We start from the raw sequence: 21272 nt of genomic DNA on the forward strand, positions 1-21272 counted from the left end.
GCCCTGAAGCAGGCGCAATCGCTGACGGTTGCCGACTGCCAGAAAGCCCGCCGCTATACGCAGCTGGTCAAAGACAACGGCGTGTCGCTGCAGGATGCCGATGACGCGCAGTCCACCTGTAACCAGGACAAGGCCAGCGTCGAGTCGAAAAAGGCCGCGCTGGAGAGCGCCCGCATCAACCTGAACTGGACCACCGTCAGCGCGCCGATTGCCGGGCGGATCGGCATCTCCTCCGTGACCCCTGGCGCGCTGGTTTCCGCCGATCAGGATACGGCCCTGGCGACGATCCGCGGGCTGGAGACGATTTACGTCGATCTCACGCGATCGAGCGTTGATCTGCTGCGCCTGCGCCAGCAAACGCTGGCGACCAACGCCGATACCCTCAGCGTCAGCCTGATCCTCGAAGACGGCAGCACCTATGCCGAGAAGGGCCGCCTGGCGCTGACCGAAGTGGCGGTGGATGAATCAACCGGCTCGGTCACGCTGCGGGCGGTGTTCCCCAACCCACAGCACGTCCTGCTGCCGGGGATGTTCGTCCGCGCCCGCATCGATGAGGGCGTGATGGACAACGCGATCCTCGCCCCGCAGCAGGGGATCACCCGCGATGCCAAAGGTAACGCCACCGCGCTGGTGGTCGATGCCGACGGCAAAGTCGCCCAGCGCGAGGTCGCAACCGGCGAAGCCTACGGCGATAAGTGGCTGGTGGAGAGCGGGCTGAAGAGCGGCGACAGGCTGATCGTTGAAGGAACCAGCAAGGTGGCCGCCGGGCAGCAGGTTAAAGCCGTAGAGATGAAAAACAGCGGAGGCAACGCCTGATGTTCTCCCGCTTCTTCGTCCGGCGCCCGGTGTTCGCCTGGGTTATCGCCATCCTGATTATGCTCGCCGGGATCCTCGCCATCCGCACGCTGCCGGTCGCCCAGTACCCGGACGTCGCACCGCCGTCGGTGAAAATTTCCGCCACCTACACCGGCGCCTCTGCCGAAACCCTGGAAAACAGCGTGACCCAGGTTATTGAGCAGCAGCTTACCGGGCTGGATAACCTGCTCTATTTCAGCTCCACCAGCAGTTCCGACGGCTCGGTCAGCATTAACGTAACCTTCGAGCAGGGGACCGATCCGGACACCGCCCAGGTGCAGGTGCAAAACAAGGTCCAGCAGGCCGAATCGCGGCTGCCCAGCGAAGTGCAGCAGTCCGGCGTGACGGTGGTGAAATCGCAGAGCAGCTTCCTGCTGATCCTCGCGGTGTACGATAAAACCGACAAGGCCACCAGCTCCGATATCGCCGACTGGCTGGTGAGCAACATGCAGGACCCGCTGGCGCGCGTGGAAGGCGTCGGCAGCCTGCAGGTATTTGGCGCTGAATACGCGATGCGCATCTGGATGGACCCGACCAAACTGGCCTCCTATGCGCTGATGCCTTCCGATGTCGAAACGGCAATCGAAGCGCAGAACGTGCAGATCTCGGCGGGTAAAATCGGCGCGCTGCCGTCCTCTGGCACCCAGCAGCTTACCGCCACCGTGCGCGCTCAGTCGCGCCTGCAAACCGTCGATCAGTTCAAAAACATCATTGTGAAGAGCAAGAGCGACGGCTCGGTCGTCCGCCTGAGCGACGTCGCCCGGGTTGAAATGGGCAGCGAAGATTACACCGCCTCAGCGAACCTCAACGGCCACCCTGCCGCCGGCATCGCCGTCATGATGGCGCCGGGCGCTAACGCGCTGGATACCGCGACGCGGGTGAAGGATAAGATTGCCGAGTATCAGCGCCAGATGCCGCAGGGCTACGACATTGCCTATCCGAAGGACAGCACCGAGTTTATTAAAATATCGGTCGAGGATGTGATTCAAACGCTGTTTGAGGCCATCGTGCTGGTGGTCTGCGTGATGTATCTGTTCCTGCAGAACTTCCGCGCCACGCTGATCCCGGCGGTGGCGGTGCCGGTGGTGCTGCTTGGCACCTTCGGCGTGCTGGCGCTGTTTGGCTACTCCATCAATACCCTGACGCTGTTTGCGATGGTGCTGGCGATCGGCCTGCTGGTGGATGACGCCATCGTGGTGGTGGAAAACGTCGAGCGAATTATGCGCGATGAGGGGCTTTCCGCCCGGGAAGCCACCGAAAAGTCGATGGGCGAAATTTCCGGGGCGCTGATCGCCATTGCCCTGGTGCTGTCGGCGGTGTTCCTGCCGATGGCCTTCTTCGGCGGCTCAACCGGCGTTATCTATCGCCAGTTCTCGATAACCATTATCTCGGCGATGATGCTCTCCGTGGTGGTGGCGCTGACCTTAACCCCGGCGCTGTGCGGCGCGCTGCTGAGCCACTCTAAGCCGCATACCACCGGCTTCTTCGGGGCGTTTAACCGCCTGTGGGGGCGCACGGAGCAGGGCTATCAGCACCGCGTGATCGGCGGCCTGCGCCGTTCGGCGACGATGATGGGCGCCTTCGCCCTGATTTGCGCCGTCATGGCGCTGGCGATGTGGAAGCTGCCGGGCAGCTTCCTGCCGGCTGAGGATCAGGGCGAAATCATGGTGCAGTACACCCTGCCGGCAGGCGCGACCGCCGTGCGCACCGCCGAGGTTCGCCGCCAGGTGACCGACTGGTTCCTGACCAAAGAGAAGGCCAATACCAGCGCTATCTTTACCGTCGACGGCTTCAGCTTCAGCGGCAGCGGACAGAACGCCGGGATGGCTTTCGTGTCGTTGAAAAACTGGTCCCAGCGCAAGGGCGAAGCCAACACCGCGCAGGCCATTGCCCTGCGCGCCACCAAAGAGCTCGGCAGCATCCGCGACGCCTCGCTGTTTGCCATGACGCCCCCTTCGGTGGACGGCCTCGGGCAGAGCAACGGCTTTACCTTTGAGCTAATGGCCAGCGGCGGCACCGATCGCGACAGCCTGATGAAAATGCGCAGCCAGCTGCTGGCTGCGGCCAATCAGAGCCCGCAGCTGCAGTCGGTGCGCGCCAACGACCTGCCGCAGATGCCGCAGCTGCAGGTGGATATCGACAACAACAAAGCGGTGGCGCTGGGGCTATCGCTGAGCGACGTCACCGCCACCCTCTCCAGCGCCTGGGGCGGCACCTACGTCAACGACTTTATCGATCGCGGACGGGTGAAAAAGGTCTATATCCAGGGCGATAGCGATTCTCGCGCCGTCCCCGCCGATCTCGGGAAATGGTTCGTGCGCGGCAGCGATGACGCCATGACGCCGTTCTCCGCCTTCGCCACCACCCGCTGGCAGTACGGCCCGGAAAGCCTGGTGCGCTACAACGGTTCCGCCGCATTTGAAATCCAGGGCGAAAACGCCGCCGGCTCCAGCTCCGGCGCGGCGATGGACAAAATGGAAGCCCTCGCCAACAGCCTGCCGGCGGGCACCACCTGGGCATGGAGCGGCATGTCATTGCAGGAAAAACTGGCCAGCGGCCAGGCCATGAGCCTGTACGCCATCTCCATTCTGGTGGTGTTCCTGTGCCTCGCGGCGCTGTATGAGAGCTGGTCGGTGCCGTTCTCGGTGATCATGGTTATCCCGCTCGGCCTGCTCGGCGCGGCGCTGGCGGCCTGGCTGCGCGATCTGAATAACGACGTCTACTTCCAGGTTGCGCTGTTAACGACAATCGGCCTGTCGTCGAAGAACGCCATTCTGATCGTTGAGTTTGCCGAATCGGCGGTAGATGAAGGTTATTCACTTTCCCGGGCGGCAATCCGCGCCGCGCAAACCCGCCTGCGCCCTATCGTCATGACTTCGCTGGCGTTTATCGCCGGGGTGCTGCCGCTGGCGGTGGCGACCGGCGCGGGGGCCAACAGCCGCGTGGCGATCGGCAGCGGGATCATCGGCGGCACGCTGACCGCCACGCTGCTGGCGGTGTTCTTCGTTCCTCTGTTCTTTGTGCTGGTGAAGCGGTTCTTCACCCGCCAGCGTCCTTCTCAGGAGTAGGTTATGTTTCGTTTTACGTTAGTTTTTATCGCGCTCCTGAGCGCAGGCTGCGTCTCCCTTGACCCGCACTATGAGCGCCCGGCTGCGCCGGTGCCCGCCACGCTACCCGGCGTCCACGGCGAAGCGACGACGGTCGTCAGCCAGTGGCAGCAGGTGGTGAACGACGCCCGGCTCAAAAAAGTGGTGACCATCGCGCTGAACAGCAACCGCGACGTGCAAAAAGCGCTGGCCGATATCGAAGCCGCCCGCGCCCAGTTTGGCGAAACCCGCGCTTCTCTGTTCCCCACCGTTGACGCCGAGCTGAGCCATACCCGCAGCAAAACGGTGGCCAGCGGCCTCACCTCATCGGCGGAGGCCGACGGGGCGGTCTCCAGCTTCGAGCTGGACCTGTTCGGCAAGAACCAGAGCCTGAGCCGCGCGGCGCGGGAAACCTGGCTTGCCAGCGAATTCACCGCCCAGAATACGCGGCTGACGATGATCGCCGACCTGACTACCGCGTGGATCACCCTCGCGGCGGACAACAGCAGCCTGGCGCTGGCCGAGGAAACCATGGCCAGCGCCGACAGCTCGCGCAAAATCGTCGCCCGCCAGATGGCGGTCGGTACCGCTGCGGCCAGCGATCTGAGCGATGCCGAAGCGGTTTACCAGCAGGCGCGCGCCAGCGTCGCCAGCTATCGTACCCAGGTCGCGCAGGATAAAAATGCGCTCAACCTGCTGGCCGGCGAAAGCGTCCCTGAGAGCCTGCTGCCCGGCACGCTGCAAAGCCTCGGCGACAGCAGCATCGCCCTGATCCCCGCCGGCGTCTCTTCGTCGGTCCTGCTGCGCCGCCCGGATATTCAGGAGGCCGAGCACAACCTCAAGAGCGCCAACGCCGATATTGGCGCCGCGCGCGCCAACTTCTTCCCGAGCATTTCGCTCACCGCCAGCGCCGGGGTCGGCAGCGATTCGCTCTCCTCGCTGTTCAGCCACGGGATGCAGGTGTGGTCGTTCGCGCCGTCAATCAGCCTGCCGCTGTTTACCGGCGGCAGCAATCTGGCGCAGCTTCGCTATGCCGAAGCGGAGAAAAAGGGGCTGATCGCCACCTACGAGAAAAGCATTCAGAGCGCATTCAAAGACGTCGCCGACGCCCTGGCGCGCCGGGAAACCCTGGGCGAGCAGCTGGATGCCCAGCAGCAGTACGTCGCCGCCGAGCAGAAATCGCTGGATATCGCCACCCGCAGCTATCAGGCAGGGATCGGCAACTATCTGTCGGTGCTGACCGCACAGCGTACGCTGTGGTCGGCGCAGGCCACGCTGATTACCCTCCAGCAAACCGATCTGCAAAACCGCATTACGCTCTGGCAGTCGCTGGGAGGCGGCGCCAGCTGATCTGCTCCCGCCGGGCCGCCGGGCCCGGCATCCTCATAAGGACCCGCTATGCCGCGTATTTCTCTCTCCTGGGTTATTATTCTCGGGCTGCTCTCGGGCATCGGCCCGCTCTGTACCGACTTCTACCTGCCGGCGCTGCCGGATATCACCCGCCAGCTGAACGCGACCAGCACGCAAACCCAGCTCTCGCTGACCGCCGCGCTGCTTGGGCTGGGCCTCGGCCAGCTGTTTTTTGGCCCGCTCAGCGACCGCATCGGCCGCCGCAGGCCGCTGATCCTCTCTCTGCTGCTGTTTATCGTCTCCTCGGCGATGTGCGCCCTGACCCAGGATATCCATCTGCTGATTCTCTGGCGCTTTTTGCAGGGCTTTGCCGGCGCGGGGGGCTCGGTGCTGTCGCGTTCGATTGCCCGCGACCGCTATCAGGGCGCGCTGCTGACGCAGTTCTTTGCCCTGCTGATGACCGTCAACGGCATTGCGCCGGTTCTGTCGCCGGTGCTTGGCGGCTACGTCATCACCGCCTTCGACTGGCGCACTCTGTTCTGGATAATGGCGGCGATCGGCGGCGTACTGCTGCTGTTAAGCCTGGCGATCCTCCACGAAACCCTGCCGCCAAAAGGCGCCGCTACCTCGCGTAAAGCGGGCGGCTCGCCGGTGCTGAAAAATCGCCGCTTTATGCGCTACTGCCTGATTCAGGCCTTTATGATGGCCGGCCTGTTCTCCTATATCGGCTCGTCGTCCTTCGTGATGCAGAGTGAATTTGCCATGAGCGCCATGCAGTTCAGCCTGCTGTTCGGCCTGAACGGGATCGGGCTGATTATTGCCGCGCTTATCTTCTCCCGCCTGACGCGCCGCTTTTCGGCAGAGTCCCTGCTGCGCACCGGGCTGATGCTGGCGGTGCTGTGCGCCGCCGGCATGCTGCTGTTCGCCTGGCTGAAGCTGCCGCTGCCGGCGCTGATCGGCCTGTTTTTCACCGTGTCGTTTATGAGCGGCATCAGCACCGTGGCCGGGGCCGAAGCGATGAATGCCGTTGATGCCGGGCAGTCGGGCACCGCGTCCGCGCTGTTAGGTACGCTGATGTTTGTCTTTGGCGGCATCGCCGCGCCGCTCGCCGGACTCGGCGGTGAAACCATGCTGAAAATGAGCCTGGCCATGGCGATAAGCTATTTTCTGGCCCTGCTGCTGAGCCTGAAAAAGCCCGCAGCGATACGCTAGCCCAGCCTGCGGTAATAAAATATTCCATTTTTATTACCGCACAATCCCCCGCCATACCTGAAAATATCTTATTATCCGCCATGCGCTAATCGTGATAACCTTCACATGAATGGAATAATTAATTCCTTAGAATACCCGCCACCGTGAATAATGAGGTTTTGTTATGAGTATCGACCTGAGCAAATTGCTGACCGAGCAGCGCAACGCCAATAGCGCCAATATTGACACCCTGTCTACCGTTGAAATGCTGACGGTGATTAACCGGGAAGACAGGCTGGTGGCCGAGGCAATTACCCCCTATTTGCCGCAGATCGCTCAGGTTGTCGACAAGGTCGCCGCGGCGCTGCAGGCAGGCGGGCGCCTGATTTACATCGGTGCAGGCACCTCCGGTCGCCTCGGGATCCTCGATGCCAGCGAGTGTCCGCCCACCTTCGGCACGCGCCCGGAGCAGGTAGTCGGGATTATCGCCGGCGGGCATAAAGCGATTCTTAGCGCGGTGGAAAACGTCGAAGACAACAAAGCGCAGGGCGCAATGGACCTGCAGAACCTTAATTTCAGCAACCGCGACGTGCTGGTGGGCCTTGCCGCCAGCGGACGGACGCCGTACGTCATCGGCGCGATGGAGTACGCCCATAGCCAGAACGCCTTTGTCGCCATCGTCAGCTGCAATCCGCACGGCGAGATGACCCGGCTGGCGGACGTCGCCATCACTCCGGTCGTCGGCCCGGAAGTGGTGACCGGCTCAACCCGCCTGAAGGCAGGCACCGCGCAAAAGCTGGTGCTGAATATGATTTCGACCGGGGCAATGATCCGCGTCGGCAAGGTGTACAGCAACCTGATGGTGGACGTTGAGGCCACCAACGCGAAGCTTATCGAGCGTCAGGTCTCCATCGTCATGGAGGCGACCGAGTGCGATCGCGACGCTGCCCAGCGCGCGCTGGACGCCTGCGGCCGCCACTGCAAAACGGCTATTGTGATGGTGCTTGCCGATCTTGGCGCCGAAGAAGCGCAGTCGCTGCTGGCCAAAAATAGCGGCTATATCCGCAAAGCGCTGGGTAACGCCTGAGCGCCAACAGACAGGTAAACTGCAATGGCAAAAATAAATAAAGAGATGATAGCGCGGATCCTTGCCCACGTCGGCGGAGCCGCAAACGTGGCCCAGGCCGGTAACTGCATGACCCGCCTGCGCCTGACGCTGCGCGACGAAGCGCTGGCCGATAGCGCCGCAATCCGTCAGGTTGAAGGCGTGATGGGGGTTATCGTCAGCGATGAGCAGTTTCAGGTCGTGCTTGGCCCGGGCAAAGCGCAAACCGCGGCGGAAATGATGAACGCCATGCTGGAGGATGCGCCGCAGGACGCTCCGTCGCTGGCGGACGTCGCCGCCGAGAAGAAACAGGCGCTGAAGAGCAAGCAGACCAGCGGGGTACAGAAGTTTCTCGCCAAATTCGCCACCATTTTTACGCCGCTGATCCCCGGCTTTATCGCCGTCGGCCTGCTGCTCGGCTTTGCTACCCTGGCAGAACAAATCTTTGTCCTGGAGAATGCGCACCCTAACGCCAGCCTGGTGGCGCTGATCGGCTATATGAAGATCTTCAGCAAAGGGATGTTTACCTTCCTGAGTATCTTAATCGGCTATAACGCCCAGAAGGCGTTTGGCGGCTCCGGGGTCAACGGGGCGATTATCGCTTCGCTGTTCGTTCTCGGCTACAACCCGGAAGCGACCAGCGGATTTTACGCCGGGATCACCACCTTCTTCGGCCACGGCATCGACCCGCGCGGCAATATTATCGGCGTGCTGATCGCCTCGATTATCGGCGCATGGGTGGAAAGACAGGTGCGGCGTATCATGCCGGCCAACCTCGATATGATCCTCACCTCGGCGGTCACGCTGCTGATTATGGGCGCGATCACCTTTACGGTGATCATGCCGATTGGCGGCTGGCTGTTTACCGGAATGTCGTGGCTGTTCCTGCACCTCAACGGTAACCCGTTCGGTTCGGCGGTGCTGGCGGGGCTGTTCCTGCTGGCGGTGATGTTTGGCGTCCATCAGGGCTTTGTCCCGGTCTATTTCGCGCTGGTGGATGCGCAGGGCTTTAACTCGCTGTTCCCGATTCTGGCGATGGCTGGCGCCGGGCAGGTTGGCGCGGCGCTGGCCCTCTACTGGCGGGCAAAGCACGGCTCGCTGCTGCGCACCCAGATCAAAGGGGCGATTATCCCCGGCTTTCTCGGCATCGGCGAACCGCTGATCTATGGCGTCACCCTGCCGCGGATGAAGCCGTTTATCACCGCCTGCATCGGCGGCGCCTGCGGCGGCTTCTTCCTCGGCCTGATCGCGTGGCTGGGCTTGCCGGTGGGGCTGAATACGGTCTTTGGGCCCTCCGGCCTGGTGGCGCTGCCGCTGATGACCTCCGGCAGCGGCATCTACGCCGGGATGGCGGTCTACGCGGCAGGGCTGGTCGTCTCCTACCTGTGCGGCTTTGCTCTGACCTGGCTGTTCGGCAGTAAAAACGTCGATTTGAGCTAAAGCCTGCATATAAGCATTGCACGAATTTTAACCCGCCTGATGGCGGGTTTGTTTATTTCTGTGTAATCTACACGTGTGAATCACACAGGAGATCCCCTATGGCAGCAGCAAAACGCAATAAGCAAAATGTCAGCGTGACGCTGGACCCAGCCCTGGTTAAACGGGCCCGCGAGGCCGGCATCAATCTCTCTCAAACGCTTTCTCAAGCCTTGAAAAGCGAGATCCACAGCATTGAAGTGGCTCGCTGGCAAAAAGAGAATGCGCAGGCCATTGAGTATCTCAATGATTTAACTGAGGAAAATGGAACTATTTCTGACGAATACAGGACGTTTTAAATATGCAGTATTACGTTTATAAGAATACGGGACGCGTTGCTGCATATCCTTATCTCCTTGATGTACAAAGTGACATCATTGGTAAGCGCAATACTCGGGTTGTGATCCCTCTGTTTCCTCTGGCAGCTTACACAGGCCCACGCGCCGATCGTTTAACGCCAGTCGTCACCGTGGCAGGGGAAGCCTACGTCGTGATGACCCATGAACTTGCCAGCATTCCGCACCGGGCTGTGGGTGAAGAAGTCTGTAATCTGAATAACCAGCGCCAGGTCATTAAAGCGTCAATAGATTTTCTTTTCGACGGGATCTAATTCGCCTTCAGCTTGCGCGATGGATCGCCAGACCAAATGGTCCGACGACCATTTCCTTCCCCGCCGTCCGAACGCGCCCATGCTATGATTCCCTTTTTGCGATATACCACCTGAGGGAAAGATGGGCTCCAGTAAAAAAGGGATGCTGAATGTACTTATAGCCGCCGTGCTATGGGGGAGTTCCGGCGTCTGCGCGCAGTACATTATGCAGCAAAGCCAGATGTCATCACCGTTTCTGACCATGACGCGCCTGCTATTCGCCGGCCTGATTCTGCTGATGCTCTCTTTCGTCCACGGCGATAAAATTTTCCGCGTCCTGCAAAACCGCAAAGATGCCGTCAGCCTGCTGATTTTCTCGCTGTTTGGCGCGCTGACCGTGCAGTACACCTTCCTGATGACCATCGAAAAATCAAACGCCGCGACCGCGACGGTGCTGCAGTTCCTGTCGCCGACGATTATCGTCGCCTGGTTCGCGCTGGCCCGCAAAACGCGCCCTCGCCCGCTGGTGCTGGCGGCGATCGGCACTTCGCTGGCTGGAACGTTTCTGCTGGTGACCCACGGCAACCCGACAACGCTCTCTATTTCACCCGCCGCGCTCTTCTGGGGAGTGGCTTCAGCCTTTGCCGCCGCCTTCTACACCACCTATCCGTCAACGCTTATCGCCCGCTACGGCACCCTGCCGATCGTCGGCTGGAGCATGCTGCTCGGCGGGGCGATGCTGCTGCCGTTCTACGGCGGCCAGGGCAGCAACTTTGTGGTCAACGGCCCCCTGCTGCTGGCCTTCTTTTATCTGGTGGTGATCGGCACTTCGCTGACCTTCAGCCTTTATCTGAACGGCGCGCAGATGATTGGCGGCGCGAAGGCGGGGATCCTCAGCTGCGCCGAGCCGCTGAGCAGCGCCCTGCTCTCTTTGCTGCTGCTGGGCATCACCTTTACGCTGCCGGACTGGCTCGGCACGCTGCTGATCCTGTCGTCGGTGGTGCTGATAGCCGTGGATTCACGGCGGCGCGTCCGGGCGGCATAGGAAAGCAATAGACTGATTTTAAACAATTTATAATCCAGACGATTTGCGTGTTTTTCGCCCTATGCATATAGTTGGGTATCACCCTTGAAGGAGAAGCGCCATGAAAGCGTGTTGGATGTTGTGCCTGGTCAGCGCCCTCGGCGCCTCGGCTGCGTGGGCCGAATCGCCGCTACAAAGCCTGCAGTTCGAGCAGCAAAAGCAGCTGGTATTAAAAGCGGTGAAGGAAAAAATGCACCCCGGCGGCAACCCTTAGCGATAACGACTTTGCCAATCAGGTTCTTGCCTCAAAAGAGAATCAAACCTACGTGCGCGAGGCGACCCTGGCAAAAGAGCGTAATAACCAGAAAAACTACCGGGCGGCTATCGACAAGATTTCCTGCCCGGCGCAGTGATCGCGCTTGCAACGCGGCCAGCAGGCCGCCCGCCGCGCAAATAAAAATACCTGTCAGTAACGCCACTGGCAGGTATTTTTTTGACTTCATCATGGACCGCGCCCGCGCGCAGGCCAGCTTAGATTTTCGGAATAATAAGATCCCCGCGCAGCATGCTGCCGCCCAGCATTTGCGTCTTTTCCGTCAGCCAGCTGACGATCCGCATCGCCATCACATCCATCGAGTACTCAATCGCCGGAATGGTCGGAATACCGGGCAGCTGTAGCGATCCCGCCAGGCTAAAGACCATCACCTTTTCCGGCACCGCGCGGCTGAACGCCTGCAGCTGCGGGACAACCCGCTGCGCCTGCAGCTCGTCGGCAACCAGCAGCGCATTGAAATTCAGCGTCGTCGCGTTGCTCACCAGCTCCTGCACCGCCACCGACGGCGAAGTGCTGTCGAGGAACACCAGGTTACGGTTAAACGGCAGGAAATTTTTCTCCAGCGCATGCTTGTAGCCCAGCAGCACCTGATCGGCAAAGCCGCTCCCCTCGGGATGGATGAGCGCAATCTGGCGTCGACCCTGGCTAATCAAATAGTTACAGGCAGTTTCCGCGGCAAAAGCGTGGTCAAACTGAATGCTGTTCTCCCCTTCGCTCTCGAGGCAGTCAATCAGCGCCACGTCCGGCCGATCGATATTCAGCGGGAAGCGGGCGCCGATAATCAGGATATCGTCGCACAGGCCGCAGCTGAGCTCTTCGAGCGAGTTCATCACCCCGTCGCGGGTGTTGGCAAAGCGCAGCAGCAGATGCTTTTGATGCTGGCTCAGCTGTTTTTCCAGGGCATACAGATAGCTGGTGGTTTGATTGATATTATCCTGGGCACAAATGACCCCGATGCAGCCCGTGCTCTGGCTGAACAAGGATTGGGCAATCATATTTGGCCGGTAATTGAGCTCTTCCGCCGCCTGCAGTACCGCCTGACGGCTGGCCTCTTTGACGCCGCGAGAGCCGCTCAGCACGCGTGAAACCGTGGCCTTTGAGACGCCAGCTAACCGAGATACATCGTTGATTGTAGACATCTTTCTCCCCTGACAGGGTCGGGCCGATCCCTGTAAATCTTTAAACCTGAATCGCTTCAATAGTAATCAACGGCAGTATATCCGTTTCCTTTTTTATTTGGAAACCGATTTTCCGTTTCATGGAAAATCATCGCAAAAACCACGAAATTATGTGAGCAGAATCTAATTAATCAGCCCTTACACCGTTAGTTCTTGACGGTTATCACAGTTCTGTTTTTTATAAATGGAAACCGGTTTCCGTCTGATATCAAATCATCCACGCAATAACTTTTTACATATTGAGGATGAGTGTCGATGTACAAGATTATGCTGTGCTGCTCTGCGGGGATGTCCACCAGTCTGCTGGTCAGGAAGATGGTCGATGAGGCGAAGGAACGTAACCTGCCTGTGCAGATAGACGCCTATGGCGTTTCCGAGTTTGACATGCAGTTTCCGCAATACCAGGTGGTGCTGCTCGGGCCCCAGGTAAAATACATGCTGAAAACATTATCTGAGAAAGCCGCTTCCCTGAATATTCCGGTCCAGCCGATAAACGCCATGGACTACGGAATGCAGCGGGGAGATAACGTCCTGGATTATGCTCTGTCGCTGATAGCAGCGGCGCATTAAGAGGTGTGCAAATGAGTTCTCTGTATCAGTCCATGATTGCCGCGATCGAGCAATCTATTACTCCGCTGGCAGGACGCCTTGGGCAGCAGAAATACGTTATCGCCATCCGCGATGGCTTCACTGCCGCATTGCCGTTTATGATCATCGGCTCTTTCATGCTGGTATTTATCTTTCCTCCTTTTTCACCCGACACCACCAACGGTTTTGCCCGCGGCTGGCTGGATTTCTCACAGCAGTATCGTGAGCAGCTGATGCTGCCGTTTAACCTGAGCATGGGGGTCATGACCTTCTTTATTTCCGTCGGCATTGGCGCCAGCCTCGGCCGCCAGTTTCAGCTCGACCCGGTGATGTCCGGCCTGCTGGCATTTATGGCCTTCCTGCTGGTTGCGGCGCCCTACGCCGACGGTAAAATTTCCACCCAGTATCTGTCAGGTCAGGGGATCTTCACCGCTTTAATTACCGCTATCTACTCCACCCGCATTTACGCATGGCTGAAGCAGAATAATATTACTATCCGCCTGCCGAAAGAGGTGCCCACCGGCGTCGCGCGCTCGTTCGAAATCCTGATCCCGGTGCTGGTGGTGATCGCTACGCTGCATCCGCTGAACCTGTTTATCGAAGCGCAAACCGGCATGATCCTGCCGCAGGCGATTATGCACCTGCTGGAGCCGCTGGTGTCTGCCTCCGACTCCCTGCCGGCAATCCTGCTCTCCGTGCTGATGTGCCAGATTTTCTGGTTTGCCGGGATCCACGGCTCGCTGATTGTGACCGGGATTATGAACCCGTTCTGGATGGCGAACCTGTCGGCAAACCAGGCGGCACTGGCCGCTGGCGCCGCGCTGCCGCACGTTTACCTGCAGGGCTTCTGGGACCACTATCTGCTGATTGGCGGCGTGGGTTCGACGCTTCCGCTGGCATTCCTGCTGCTGCGCAGCCGCGTAGCGCACCTGCGGACCATCGGCAAAATGGGCATCGTGCCAAGCTTCTTCAACATTAACGAACCGATTCTGTTCGGGGCGCCGATTATCATGAACCCGATGATGTTTATCCCGTTCGTGTTCGTACCGATGATCAACGCGGTGCTGGCCTACGGCGCAACGCGTCTCGGCTGGCTGACGCAGGTGGTCTCGCTGACGCCGTGGACCACTCCGGCCCCTATCGGCGCCTCCTGGGCCGCCAACTGGACCCTGAGCCCGGTGGTGATGTGCGTCATTTGCATGGTGATGTCAGCCGTCATTTACCTGCCATTCCTCCGCGCCTATGAACGCTCATTAATGAAAACTGAAGTCGAAAAAGCCAAAGCCGCCGTTCCGGTTGCTGAAACAGTCAGTCAGTAATAGTCGGGAAATACGCTCTTAGCTGTATTTCCCGGAGCGTCCGATAAAAATAACACCGTCATCAGGAATTATGCGGAAAAGGGATTTTCGCCGTACGCTTTAAATAATAAAGTTAATGATCTCAGGAACTATTATGATTGAATTAGAAGATGCGGTAATGGAAATTATCGTGAATGCGGGACAGTCACGCTCATTATGTTTCGAAGCGATTCACGCTGCCCGCCACGGTAATATTGATGAAGCTAAACTACTCCTTAATGAAGCCGACGGCTACGCCCGCCGGGCGCACCAGATGCAGACCCAGCTTATCGAGCAGGATGCGGGCGAGGCGCGCCAGCAGATGACGCTGATTATGGTCCACGCTCAGGACCATCTGATGAATTCACTGCTGGCTCGCGAGTTTTCACAGGAAATTATTCACTTATACCAACATTAATATATAAACGTCATCCCTTAGCTTTCCCTGGATATTAATATGGGCGGGATGGTTATTATCTTAATATATAAATTATTACCAGCGAGATAATTATGAATAATGTAAAAATGCTGCCATTAGCCATGGCGGTCGTTGCCGCACTGTGCCCAATTTCTGTATTAGCACAAGATTTTACTCAGCAACAAATCGACGCCATTGTGGCGAAAGCCGTGGATAAAGCGCTGGCCGACCGTCAGGCCAAAATCGATGCCGTCGCCGATAAAAAAGTGGACGTCATTACCAACCCGCAGACCACCGCGGCCTCGCCGGATATGGCTATTCCATTCGGCCTGAAGTTTAGCGGCTACGCCCGCTACGGCGCCCAGTTCCAGACCGGCGATCAGAAGTTCGTCGGCGTCGACGGCTCCTACAACGGCGCGTCGGCAATCGGCCGTCTCGGCAACGAAGGTAACGGCGGCGAATTCCAGATTACCAAAGCCTTTAAGAGCAGCCAGGGCGCTATCTGGGATATTAACGTCATGTTCGACCACTGGAGCGACGAAGTGAACCTGAAAAAGGCCTACGTCGGCGTCACTAACGTCCTCGAATCAAACCCCAACGCCTATATCTGGGCCGGTCGCGACTTCCACCAGCGTCCGCAGCAGGGGATCAACGACTACTTCTGGATGAACCACGACGGCCAGGGCGCCGGGGTGAAAAACTTTGATATCGGCGGCGTGCAGTTTGACGCGGCGGGGGTCTCACAGGTTGAGTCCTGCAGCCCGGAGGTGATGGCCGATGAGTCCAACCCGTCGCGCATCACCTGTACCGGCGGCTCGGGTACCGGCGATGACGGCCACTACGCGCTGACGTCAAAAATCCACAATATGAAGGCTGGCCCAATCGACGTTGAGGTGTACGCCAACTACGGCTTTGATTCAAAAGCGGTGGATAACGACGCGCAGCTCGATGCCTGGCAGGGCGGCCTGGTGCTGAGCCATACCAACGACGGTGGGGTCAACAAAGTTATCCTGCGCTATTCCGATAACTCGGATAACAGCGTCTATAACAAAACCGACGGGCTGACGGCCATCTACGCCAGCTTTGAGGGCAGCCACAAGTTTACCCGCCAGGCGCAGGTTGAATACCTGCTGGCCTTCCATGACTACGACAACGGCAAGGACAATACCGATAACCGTAAAAACTACGGCGCGATTATCCGTCCGATGTATTTCTGGAACGACGTGCATTCAACCTGGCTGGAAGCCGGCTATCAGCGCGTTGACTACGATCGGGGTGGCGACAACAAAGGCTGGAAGCTGACGCTGTCGCAGAACATCGCGATTGGTATGGGGCCTGAGTTCCGGCCGATGCTGCGCTTCTACGTCACCGGCGGCCAGGTGGATAATAAACATACCGCTAAGGTCAACGGCACCAGCAGCGATCGGCTGGACTCGCTGAACGTCGGCGGGATGTTCGAGGCCTGGTTCTAAGTCAGAAAGCAGTCCCGGGTCGCGACGTGAATGCCCGGCCCGGGTTTGGTTGCCCGGCCGGCGCTGCGCCCCGGGGCTTTTTTTATGACGAAATCCGCACCTTCGTTGCCACCAGCAGTCCGGTGAGCAGCATCAGGGCGCCCGAGATAATCAGTGGCGACAGCAGGCCCAGGTGGTCGAGCGCCACGCCGCCAACCGCGGCCCCGCAGGTATTCGCCAGCTGAATCACCGCGACCTGGATAGAACCGGCCTTTTCCGCCTGGTCTGACAGCGAACGGGTGATCCACGTTGACCAGCCCACCGGGATCAGGGCAAAAGCAAAGCCCCAGATAATCGCCACCGCGGAGGCCACAATCTGACTTTCTCCCCACAGCACCAGCACCGCCGCGCTGGCCGCCAGAACCAGAGGCGCCGTCGCTAAGGCGGTTTTCACCGAGCGCTTCAGGAGCATCGACGACAGCGAGGTCCCGATAAAGCTGGCAATCCCAAAGCTCAGCAGCACCAGCGTCAGTCCGTCAACGTCAAAGCCCGCGAGGGTCATATAGACCGGGCGAATGTAGGTAAAGAAGGAAAACTGGCCGGCGAAGGCCATGAAAATAGCGCACATCCCGGCCATTACGCCGGGACGCTTCAGCAGGCTCAGCATATTTTGCTGCTGATGCGGCGCTTCACCGGGCAGCGAAGGCAGCACCTTCAGTACCCAAATCGTGCACAGTACGCCCATTACCGCCGCCGCATTAAAGACGTTGCGCCAGCCGATAATGCCGCCGAGGAAACTGCCCAGCGGCGCGGCAATCACCAGCGCAATCGACACCGCCCCGAAGATAACCGACAGCGCCTTTGGCACCATCCGCATCGGAACCAGGCGCATGGTCAGCGACGCCGACATCGCCCAAAATCCCCCTAGCGCCAGCCCCAGGCAGGCGCGACCTACCAGCAGCAGCCAAAAGCTGTTGGCAAAGGAGACCAGCAGGCAGGAGAGCGTCAGCAGCACGGAAAACAGGATCACCACGTAGCGGCGATCGGTGGTGCGGATCAGGGACGTAATAAACAGGCTGGCAAACATCGCCACAAACGCGGTCGTGGTGACCGACTGTCCGGCCATCCCCTCGGAAATGCCTAAATCCTGCGCCATCGGCGTCAGCAGGCTCACCGGCAGGAACTCAACGGTTATCAGGCAGGCGACGCAAAAGGCCACCGCAAAAACCGCCGACCAGTTTGGCCGCGCCGGCTGGCTGGCATGTGAGGTGGATGCATTCGAAGGAGTCATTAGTTACCTGCATGGTTGAATACGGGGAAGCCGCGCAGTGTAGCATTTTAAATGTGACGTATTTAACGTTTTGACAACTTTTCAGACTTTACAAAGCGCCGGCGTAGCGGATCGCATAACCGGACAATCGCGTTAACGGGAAGGCGGGGCAAAGCGCCACTAAGGACGGGAAGCATCCCGGCGTCGTACAAAAAGAGAAGGTAAAAGCGCGGGCGTGAGGGTACCGCCCGCTGCGCCGCCACCGGGCGGTAATCAGTCATTGCGCTGCGCGTGCCGCTGTCGCCAGCCCGCAAATCCACTCCTGATGGCCGTTAATCATCAGATTCGGCACGCTCGCCGCCAGCGTCTGCGCCGGAACACCTTTCTGCGACTCCTGAGTCAAAATACGCACGCGTCCGCCGGGTAAATCCTCGAACAGCCAGGCATGGATGACGTCAAGGCGCGTGCTTTCGTCGCCTTCCGCCCAACCGTGCCAGGCAACGCGCGCGGCCTGTCCGGCGGCAGGCGGAACGTACTCGACGATCTGCGCCTCGATCGGGAAGCCAAAGGTTGAGAAACGAAAGCGCGCATTCGCGCTCAGCAGCGGGCCGCCGTCGGCCTCGAAATGGATATCCGCAACGTTGCTGTAGTAGGTCGGCCAGCGCGTCGTATCGTCGAGCTGCACCCAGATTTCCGCCGCCGTCAAACCGCTGACGATGATTTCGTTGGAGGCAAAGTTGTCGGTGGTTCCCGGGAGATAGGCTTCCGGCCAGACGATAGCGCTTTGTTGGGTGGGCTGGTGCATCATTAACCTCGTGAGTGAATAGTATTTACGAGGTTAATGATGCGTCGGGGGATGATATAAATCTAATCAGTATTGTGGATAAACATCATCACCGATTGTGATATCAGTGCAGCCAGTGAACGCCATCTTCCGGTAAAAACAGGGCGTTATAGCGCTGCTGCAGGGCTATAATTTCGCCGTACTCCGGCTCAAGTTCGCGAAGAAACCCCTGAGCCAGGCGGATCTGCACATCGGTAATCGGCGCCGCAAGGCGAGATTTTTGCATCAAACGATACCAGTAGTGCAGGTTCTGCTCGCTGCTATCGACGATGCCAACCTGCCAGATAAGCAGGACCTGAGCCGCGTTTTGCAAATGCGCTTCGTTAGGCCGCTCGAGATAGCGCAGATACTCGCTACCGGCGGTTTTCCCCAGCTGATCGATCATCGATTCCAGCGGGACAGGAGTAATACCCAGCCGTTCGCTCAGACGACGAATCGCACGACGAGAATCAGAGGTAAGCACCCGAAATCCTACAACAAATACTACCACCAGCGTGGCCAGTCCTAACCAGATCATGCTTCCTCTCACTCTATCGCAGCCCCACTATCATAATGGGAATTTGCGCGCTGTCGACTACCGGGCGTACCATTATGTGACTTATCGCGGCTGCGGAAAGCTATCATGAAATCTGATATCAGAAACCTCGATCTTAATCTGCTGAAAACGCTGGATGCCCTGCTTGATGAACGGAGCGTGACCCGCGCTGCCCAGCGGCTGGCGCTGACGCAGCCGGCGGTGAGCGGCATGCTTACGCGGCTTCGCGATGCGTTTAACGACCCGCTGTTTATCCGCGCTCCGCACGGCATGATCCCGACTCTGCGCGCGCAGGCGCTGGCTTCGCCGGTAAAGCAGCTGCTGACCGACGCCGAAGCCCTGCTACAGCCCGCCGTTTTCACGCCGCTTGACGCCGATTTCACCTGGACTATCGCCGCCACCGACTATGCGCTGAAGGCGGTAATCGTGCCGTTTATCGCCGCCCTGAAGCCGCTGGCGCCGGGGATCCGCGTACGTATTATTCCGGAGTCGCCGTCCACGCTGCTGGCTCAGGCCGAACGCGGAGAGGTCGACGTTGCGCTCCTCACGCCCGCGTCAACGCCGCCCGAGCTCCACGGCCGGGCGCTGTACCTCGAAGAGTACGTCTGCCTGATGCGCGCCGATCATCCCCAGGCCGGCGCGCCGCTGACGCTCGATCTTTTCTGCGCGCTAGAGCATATGCTGGTCTCCTGGGAAGGGGATAGCTTTCGCGGGGTGACCGACAAGGCGCTGGCAGCCGTCGGCCGTAGCCGCCGGGTGGGCCTATCGGTGAGCAGCTTTTTGGTGCTCCCGGAGATACTGGCGGTCAGCGACATGATCGCAGTGGTACCGCGCCGGCTGGCAGCGGTGACGTCAGGAATGCTCATCGCGCCGCCGCCGCTGACGATCCCGGGGTTTACCAAAAGTATGGCCTGGCACGAGCGTAACCATCGGGATCCGGCTCAGCGGTGGCTACGGGAGCTGCTCTGGCAGGTGAGCCAGCCTGGATCTGCGGCATAAAAAAAGCCCGGCGGGAAGGCCGGGCAAGGTTACCAATACCTGATGCCTCAGGCGGTCTGCAATCTTTGTTTCTTCTTCTCGCGGCGAATTTTACGTTCTTCAAATACCGCGACGATGGCCATCAGGCAGATACAGCCAATGGCCGCCGCGTCCAGCGCCGCGAAGGTGCCCGCCCAGCCGGTGAGGCCGAAGACCGGCGTGCCGTCGGCAATCATCCCGAGGCCCAGCTTGGCGAAGCTGTCGCCAATCAGGTAGGCGAAGGTGCCTTTGATGCCGTCCGCTGCGCCGATGGCTTTTTTCGGCACAAAACCGACGGCGGCGACGCCGATCAGCAGCTGCGGGCCAAAGACTAAAAAGCCGAGGGCAAACAGCGACATCAGATAGACATACTGATTGCTGGCATGCTGGTAAACGCCGAGCGTCGCAATGATCAGCGCCAGAGCGATGCAGGCAACCAGCGCCCGGCGGCCGTTGGCCAGATCCGACAGCCAGCCCCACAGCAGGGTGCCGACCAGCGCGCCGACTTCAAACAGGGTAAAGCCCTGAATCGCCACCTCTTTTGACAGCTTAAGCTCCTGGAAAGCGTAGACGGTTGACCACTGGTCGATGCCGATACGCACCACGTAGAGGAAAATATTGGAGAAGCACAGCAGCCAGATAACTTTGTTTTTCAGCACGTACTCGACGAAGATCTGCCACTTGGTCATCGCGCTATCTTCGGTTTCTTTATCCTCTTCGCTGATCTCCTCCCCGAACAGCTCTTCGGCATTGCCGAGGCCGTAGGACTCAGGGGAGTCGCTGCCAAAACGCAGGCCGATAAAGCCGACGATCAGCGCGATAATCGACGGGAAGATAAACATCCCGATAACGTGGCCGTCGAACAGGTAGTTGGCGCCAAACAGCGCGACCCCTGCCGCGCCCGCGCCGCCCAGGTTGTGGGAGATATTCCACATCCCGAGGTACGATCCGCGCTTGCGTCGCGGCGTCCATTTGGTAATCGTCGAGTAGCTGCACGAGCCGCCGGTGCTCTGGAAGAAGCCGCTTAGCGCGTAGAAGGCGATCATCAGGAACAGGCTGGTCGACCCGGCGCCCATGCTGGCGCTGAAGCCGAGCATACAGATGGCGGAGAGGATCAGCATAAACGGCAGGAACTGCTTGGTGTTCTTGCCGTCGGCGTAGTAGGAAACCAGCGTTTTACCCACGCCGTAGGTGATGGAGAAGCCCAGACCAATCATCCCCAGCTGCGTCATGCTCAACCCGTAGGTCGAAATCATGTCGTTTTGAGCGATGTTAAAGTTCTTGCGGATCAGATACATGGTCAGGTAGCCAATAAAGACCACCAGATAGGACTGCATGAACGGTTTAAACCACATCTTGCGCCGCACGTCGAGCGGCAGATCCAGGGTCGGTTTACGTACCTGGTTTAGAAAGGCCAGCATAGGACACTCCAGGTTTTCCCTTGATGCCTCAGGCCTCAGGTACGTTGGCGACGCTCGCCTGCCGCCTTCCTGCAACATGAATTATTTTGGGAAAATGCTATTGAATGACCGCTATTGTAAAAACTGGCCGTGCGGCTTGCCTGAGACAGCGTCCAGGTGAAACCGGGAAAATTTCTTAGTTTTGCCGCACTCGGGGCAAAAAG

Annotated in this window: 19 protein-coding genes and 1 pseudogene; 15 read left to right on the forward strand and 5 right to left on the reverse strand. The window is 59.3% G+C overall.

Annotation, left to right across the window (positions count from 1 at the left end; genetic code table 11):
• From PFH44_RS06635 to PFH44_RS06680, 10 genes and pseudogenes are all read left to right on the forward strand, one after another.
• Positions 1-816, forward strand: an 816-nt coding sequence (locus tag PFH44_RS06635; RefSeq protein WP_283824613.1) for an efflux RND transporter periplasmic adaptor subunit, incomplete at its 5' end; no start/stop codon positions are given.
• Positions 816-3923: an efflux RND transporter permease subunit gene (locus PFH44_RS06640; protein ID WP_283824614.1), complete on the forward strand. Its 3108-nt coding sequence runs from the start codon at positions 816-818 to the stop codon at positions 3921-3923. The genes PFH44_RS06635 and PFH44_RS06640, both read left to right, overlap by 1 nt.
• Positions 3924-3926: 3 nt before the next feature.
• The gene (locus PFH44_RS06645; RefSeq protein WP_045853787.1) at positions 3927-5291 is read left to right on the forward strand and encodes an efflux transporter outer membrane subunit; all 1365 of its coding nucleotides are present in this window, start codon (positions 3927-3929) and stop codon (positions 5289-5291) included.
• 48 nt (positions 5292-5339) lie between these two features.
• Positions 5340-6503, forward strand: coding sequence for a multidrug effflux MFS transporter (locus PFH44_RS06650; RefSeq protein WP_283824615.1), 1164 nt, complete (start codon positions 5340-5342; stop codon positions 6501-6503).
• Between the two features lie 163 nt (positions 6504-6666).
• Positions 6667-7569: an N-acetylmuramic acid 6-phosphate etherase gene (gene murQ / locus PFH44_RS06655; RefSeq protein WP_283824616.1), complete on the forward strand. Its 903-nt coding sequence runs from the start codon at positions 6667-6669 to the stop codon at positions 7567-7569.
• Positions 7570-7593: 24 nt separating this feature from the next.
• Entirely contained in the window at positions 7594-9027 is a 1434-nt protein-coding gene (gene murP, locus PFH44_RS06660) for a PTS N-acetylmuramic acid transporter subunit IIBC (protein WP_283824617.1), read from the forward strand.
• A 98-nt stretch (positions 9028-9125) separates the two neighbouring features.
• Entirely contained in the window at positions 9126-9362 is a 237-nt protein-coding gene (locus tag PFH44_RS06665) for a type II toxin-antitoxin system CcdA family antitoxin (RefSeq protein ID WP_045853783.1), read from the forward strand.
• 2 nt (positions 9363-9364) lie between these two features.
• Positions 9365-9673: a CcdB family protein gene (locus PFH44_RS06670; protein ID WP_045853782.1), complete on the forward strand. Its 309-nt coding sequence runs from the start codon at positions 9365-9367 to the stop codon at positions 9671-9673.
• Positions 9674-9794: 121 nt separating this feature from the next.
• Positions 9795-10697, forward strand: a complete 903-nt coding sequence (locus tag PFH44_RS06675; protein WP_041143291.1) for an EamA family transporter — start codon at positions 9795-9797, stop codon at positions 10695-10697.
• Positions 10698-10797: 100 nt separating this feature from the next.
• Positions 10798-11089: pseudogene (locus tag PFH44_RS06680) on the forward strand (YicS family protein).
• 118 nt (positions 11090-11207) lie between these two features.
• Here PFH44_RS06680 and PFH44_RS06685 read toward each other — a convergent pair.
• Positions 11208-12149 (reverse strand): LacI family DNA-binding transcriptional regulator, encoded by a 942-nt coding sequence (locus tag PFH44_RS06685; protein WP_283824618.1) that lies wholly within the window; start codon positions 12147-12149, stop codon positions 11208-11210.
• A gap of 294 nt (positions 12150-12443) precedes the next feature.
• Between PFH44_RS06685 and PFH44_RS06690 the strand changes: the two genes are divergently transcribed.
• From PFH44_RS06690 to PFH44_RS06705, 4 genes are all read left to right on the forward strand, one after another.
• Complete coding sequence (locus PFH44_RS06690; protein ID WP_041143294.1) at positions 12444-12758, forward strand: PTS sugar transporter subunit IIB; 315 nt, start codon at positions 12444-12446, stop codon at positions 12756-12758.
• Between the two features lie 11 nt (positions 12759-12769).
• Positions 12770-14095, forward strand: coding sequence for a PTS sugar transporter subunit IIC (locus PFH44_RS06695; RefSeq protein WP_283824619.1), 1326 nt, complete (start codon positions 12770-12772; stop codon positions 14093-14095).
• Between the two features lie 133 nt (positions 14096-14228).
• On the forward strand, positions 14229-14531 hold the full coding sequence (locus PFH44_RS06700) for a PTS lactose/cellobiose transporter subunit IIA (RefSeq protein ID WP_283824620.1): 303 nt from the start codon (positions 14229-14231) through the stop codon (positions 14529-14531).
• A 92-nt stretch (positions 14532-14623) separates the two neighbouring features.
• On the forward strand, positions 14624-16003 hold the full coding sequence (locus PFH44_RS06705; RefSeq protein ID WP_283824621.1) for a carbohydrate porin: 1380 nt from the start codon (positions 14624-14626) through the stop codon (positions 16001-16003).
• 82 nt (positions 16004-16085) lie between these two features.
• Here PFH44_RS06705 and nepI read toward each other — a convergent pair whose 3' ends face one another.
• The 3 genes from nepI to PFH44_RS06720 form a co-directional block, all read right to left on the reverse strand.
• Entirely contained in the window at positions 16086-17273 is a 1188-nt protein-coding gene (gene nepI, locus PFH44_RS06710; protein WP_283824622.1) for a purine ribonucleoside efflux pump NepI, read from the reverse strand.
• Positions 17274-17529: 256 nt separating this feature from the next.
• Positions 17530-18057, reverse strand: coding sequence for an SRPBCC family protein (locus PFH44_RS06715; RefSeq protein WP_045853777.1), 528 nt, complete (start codon positions 18055-18057; stop codon positions 17530-17532).
• A 103-nt stretch (positions 18058-18160) separates the two neighbouring features.
• Positions 18161-18613, reverse strand: a complete 453-nt coding sequence (locus PFH44_RS06720; protein ID WP_283824623.1) for a DUF1198 family protein — start codon at positions 18611-18613, stop codon at positions 18161-18163.
• Positions 18614-18718: 105 nt separating this feature from the next.
• Between PFH44_RS06720 and PFH44_RS06725 the strand changes: the two genes are divergently transcribed.
• The gene (locus tag PFH44_RS06725; protein WP_045853775.1) at positions 18719-19630 is read left to right on the forward strand and encodes a LysR family transcriptional regulator; all 912 of its coding nucleotides are present in this window, start codon (positions 18719-18721) and stop codon (positions 19628-19630) included.
• Between the two features lie 47 nt (positions 19631-19677).
• Here PFH44_RS06725 and uhpT read toward each other — a convergent pair whose 3' ends face one another.
• On the reverse strand, positions 19678-21069 hold the full coding sequence (gene uhpT / locus PFH44_RS06730; RefSeq protein WP_045853774.1) for a hexose-6-phosphate:phosphate antiporter: 1392 nt from the start codon (positions 21067-21069) through the stop codon (positions 19678-19680).
• Between the last annotated feature and the right edge of the window lie 203 nt (positions 21070-21272).

The organism is Klebsiella sp. Ech2A (genome assembly GCF_030078455.1).
In the GTDB taxonomy this organism is placed as follows: Bacteria; Pseudomonadota; Gammaproteobacteria; order Enterobacterales; family Enterobacteriaceae; genus Klebsiella; species Klebsiella terrigena.

Excerpts from the sequence above, each read along its gene's own strand:
- PFH44_RS06640 (WP_283824614.1), top strand. The coding sequence starts at position 816 with ATGTTCTCCCGCTTCTTCGTCCGGCGCCCGGTGTTCGCCTGGGTTATC.
- PFH44_RS06645 (WP_045853787.1), top strand. The coding sequence starts at position 3,927 with ATGTTTCGTTTTACGTTAGTTTTTATCGCGCTCCTGAGCGCAGGCTGC.
- PFH44_RS06650 (WP_283824615.1), top strand. The coding sequence starts at position 5,340 with ATGCCGCGTATTTCTCTCTCCTGGGTTATTATTCTCGGGCTGCTCTCG.
- murQ (WP_283824616.1), top strand. The coding sequence starts at position 6,667 with ATGAGTATCGACCTGAGCAAATTGCTGACCGAGCAGCGCAACGCCAAT.
- murP (WP_283824617.1), top strand. The coding sequence starts at position 7,594 with ATGGCAAAAATAAATAAAGAGATGATAGCGCGGATCCTTGCCCACGTC.
- PFH44_RS06665 (WP_045853783.1), top strand. The coding sequence starts at position 9,126 with ATGGCAGCAGCAAAACGCAATAAGCAAAATGTCAGCGTGACGCTGGAC.
- PFH44_RS06670 (WP_045853782.1), top strand. The coding sequence starts at position 9,365 with ATGCAGTATTACGTTTATAAGAATACGGGACGCGTTGCTGCATATCCT.
- PFH44_RS06675 (WP_041143291.1), top strand. The coding sequence starts at position 9,795 with ATGGGCTCCAGTAAAAAAGGGATGCTGAATGTACTTATAGCCGCCGTG.
- PFH44_RS06685 (WP_283824618.1), bottom strand. The coding sequence starts at position 12,149 with ATGTCTACAATCAACGATGTATCTCGGTTAGCTGGCGTCTCAAAGGCC.
- PFH44_RS06690 (WP_041143294.1), top strand. The coding sequence starts at position 12,444 with ATGTACAAGATTATGCTGTGCTGCTCTGCGGGGATGTCCACCAGTCTG.
- PFH44_RS06695 (WP_283824619.1), top strand. The coding sequence starts at position 12,770 with ATGAGTTCTCTGTATCAGTCCATGATTGCCGCGATCGAGCAATCTATT.
- PFH44_RS06700 (WP_283824620.1), top strand. The coding sequence starts at position 14,229 with ATGATTGAATTAGAAGATGCGGTAATGGAAATTATCGTGAATGCGGGA.
- PFH44_RS06705 (WP_283824621.1), top strand. The coding sequence starts at position 14,624 with ATGAATAATGTAAAAATGCTGCCATTAGCCATGGCGGTCGTTGCCGCA.
- nepI (WP_283824622.1), bottom strand. The coding sequence starts at position 17,273 with ATGACTCCTTCGAATGCATCCACCTCACATGCCAGCCAGCCGGCGCGG.
- PFH44_RS06715 (WP_045853777.1), bottom strand. The coding sequence starts at position 18,057 with ATGCACCAGCCCACCCAACAAAGCGCTATCGTCTGGCCGGAAGCCTAT.
- PFH44_RS06720 (WP_283824623.1), bottom strand. The coding sequence starts at position 18,613 with ATGATCTGGTTAGGACTGGCCACGCTGGTGGTAGTATTTGTTGTAGGA.
- PFH44_RS06725 (WP_045853775.1), top strand. The coding sequence starts at position 18,719 with ATGAAATCTGATATCAGAAACCTCGATCTTAATCTGCTGAAAACGCTG.
- uhpT (WP_045853774.1), bottom strand. The coding sequence starts at position 21,069 with ATGCTGGCCTTTCTAAACCAGGTACGTAAACCGACCCTGGATCTGCCG.